This is a genomic window from Bacillus sp. 7894-2 (genome assembly GCF_002272225.1).
Taxonomy (GTDB): Bacteria; Bacillota; Bacilli; order Bacillales; family Cytobacillaceae; genus Cytobacillus.
Map to the genome: position 1 here is coordinate 1 of NZ_NPDG01000008.1, position 2,554 is coordinate 2,554.

At 39.4% G+C, this 2,554-nt stretch carries 3 protein-coding genes; all 3 read left to right on the forward strand.

Annotated elements, in window-relative coordinates:
* The first annotated feature begins 141 nt into the window (after positions 1-141).
* On the forward strand, positions 142-1,092 hold the full coding sequence (locus CHI10_RS02020; protein WP_286136825.1) for a Gfo/Idh/MocA family protein: 951 nt from the start codon (positions 142-144) through the stop codon (positions 1,090-1,092).
* 168 nt (positions 1,093-1,260) lie between these two features.
* Entirely contained in the window at positions 1,261-1,980 is a 720-nt protein-coding gene (locus tag CHI10_RS02025) for a YebC/PmpR family DNA-binding transcriptional regulator (protein WP_095242611.1), read from the forward strand.
* A gap of 360 nt (positions 1,981-2,340) precedes the next feature.
* Positions 2,341-2,532 carry a hypothetical protein gene (locus tag CHI10_RS02030; protein WP_095242612.1) on the forward strand — a complete coding sequence of 64 codons (192 nt, stop codon included), beginning with the start codon at positions 2,341-2,343 and terminating at the stop codon, positions 2,530-2,532.
* The last annotated feature ends 22 nt before the right edge of the window (positions 2,533-2,554 follow it).

Genomic DNA, 2,554 nt, shown 5'->3' on the forward strand with positions numbered 1-2,554 from the left:
CATTTATCCTCCTTTGATTCCTCTGAGTCTTAAAGAGGGGGTCTTACTGCCCGTTAGACTGCGATAAATTAGACTTTTGAATATTTGCAATTAACGTTATAATTCACTTAGTACATGATTTTTCATAAGAAGGTGAAGTATGTGAGAGAAAAGATTAAAGTTGGATTGATAGGGATGGGTGCGGTAGGGGAAAGAATACTCCGTCAATTTCGGCAGAATGAGGAGTTTGAGATTGCAGCACTTTGTGATCGAAATGCTGAACGACTTGATAAATTTAAAGCTGAGCTGCCGGATGCAGCAATGCATACCAATTATTTAAATGTACTTCAGGATGAAACCATCAAGCTGATCTATTTAGGTGTTCCGCCAAAATTTCATCATACAATCGCAATGGATATTATAAAGAGCGGCAAGCATCTTCTTTGTGAGAAGCCTCTGGCCAATTCCATTGAAGAGGCCAAGGAAATGTGTGAAGCTGCTGTGAATGCCGGGATCATACATGCAATGAATTTTCCCATGGCATATAGTCCAGCTTTTAAATTGTTTAAGGATAATATACATAATGGTGAGCTGGGTAAGATTAAGAAAGTTGAACTGCACCTGCAGTTTAAGCAATGGCCGCGTGAATGGCAGCAGAACGATTGGATATCAAGCAGGGAACAGGGAGGCTTTATCAGGGAAGTAGCGCCCCATTTCATTCACATGATTCACGATACCTTCGGAGAATTGGATAATGTCCATTCTTTTGTTGAATACCCTGAAGATGACCGATTATGTGAAACAAGTTTTTCGACTTTATTAACGCTGCCAGATGGAATTCCGGTTGTGTTTAACGGAATAGCTGGAATCGGGCAGCAAGAACATTTGTCTTTTAAAGTCTTTGGTGATAAAGGAACTTTAGATATGCAGAACTGGAGTATTCTGGTTCAAACTGGCACTGAAAAGAGCGGAGAAATTATAAAGCTTGATGAACCGGAAACCAGCCTTCCTGCAGAACTCCTGAAAGCAATAAAAGGAGATAAAGCACTATTGGTATCCTTTAAAGAAGGCTATCAGGTGCAAAAGGTATTAGAAAGAATCCTGATGAGTTGATCAGGGGCACATTTGTGTCTCTTTTTTCTTTTGAAGCCAAGAGTCATTATTAAAAAACAATGCTCGAAAAAAACAGGTGTCTTAATGTATAATAATTTAGTGAGAGATCTTCAGAATACTGAAGACTCTATTACTTACTTGATCCAAAGTTGAAAGAGAGTGGGACATATGGGCCGTAAATGGAACAATATCAAAGAAAAGAAAGCCTCAAAAGACGCAAATACGAGCCGTGTTTATTCCAAGTTTGCACTTGAGATATATGTGGTTGCCAAGCAAGGGGAGCCTGATCCGGAAGCAAACCAGGCCTTGAAATTTGTGCTTGAGCGTGCAAAAACATATAACGTGCCACGAAATATCATTGATCGTGCAATAGAAAAAGCAAAAGGCGGAGCGGAAGAAAACTATGACGAGCTTCGCTACGAAGGATTCGGGCCTAGCGGATCCATGATTATTGTTGATGCATTAACGAATAACGTAAATCGTACAGCTTCTAATGTACGTGCTGCATTCGGAAAAAATGGCGGAAATATGGGTGTGAGCGGATCTGTTTCCTATATGTTCGACTCAACCGCTGTTATCGGCATTGAAGGCAAATCAGAGGAAGAAGTACTGGAAATCCTAATGGAAGCTGACGTAGATGCACGTGATATTCTGGAAGAAGAAGATACGGTAATTGTATACGCAGATCCCGATCAGTTTCATGCAGTTCAGGAAGCATTCAAGTCAGCAGGCATCAATGAGTTTGCTGTTGCTGAATTAACAATGCTCCCGCAAAATGAAGTCACCCTGGAAGCTGATGCACAGGCGCAATTTGAAAAGCTGATTGACGCCCTTGAAGATATTGAAGATGTCCAGCGTGTTTATCATAATGTTGATTTAGGTGAATAATGGAGAAGAGGAGTCCGCTTAATAGTGGGCTCCTTTTTCATCACCTTAGATTTACTATAATTTTATTATGTAAACTAAAAGTGTCCTTTTTAAAATTCATCTCCAAGAAAAGAAATCAAATTTTGTCGAAGCAATTTTTAGAACGCGTCAGTAGGTGTGAAATCATGGTGATATCAGCCGATATCTGTCGAATAGCAGAATGCTAGCTCTTGCTATTACCTTACCAGATACAGTTAATGCTATCAACTTCCCATAGAAAGACTTTAAAATGGGCTATTGGAAAATAACTGAAATACTGATTTTTGTGTTTTAATCACTGCAGTGATGGGAACAAAAATAGGGAAAGGAGAGTTTTCACACATGAATACGTTTAAGGTTATTTATACTTTTGAAAAAGGCGTTACCGTAACAGAAGAGATTGAAGCTGAAAATAAATCCGAGGTAATCGGGAGCATTAAAGATCTGGAAGGATTTGTTGAACTGACATGTACTGAAGGTCACTATCACCGATTCGATTTCGATGATGTAAAGTTAGTCACAATTACAGAATAAAGTGAAACTTCAATCAGTGGGG

Excerpts from the sequence above, each read along its gene's own strand:
- CHI10_RS02025 (WP_095242611.1), top strand. The coding sequence starts at position 1,261 with ATGGGCCGTAAATGGAACAATATCAAAGAAAAGAAAGCCTCAAAAGAC.
- CHI10_RS02030 (WP_095242612.1), top strand. The coding sequence starts at position 2,341 with ATGAATACGTTTAAGGTTATTTATACTTTTGAAAAAGGCGTTACCGTA.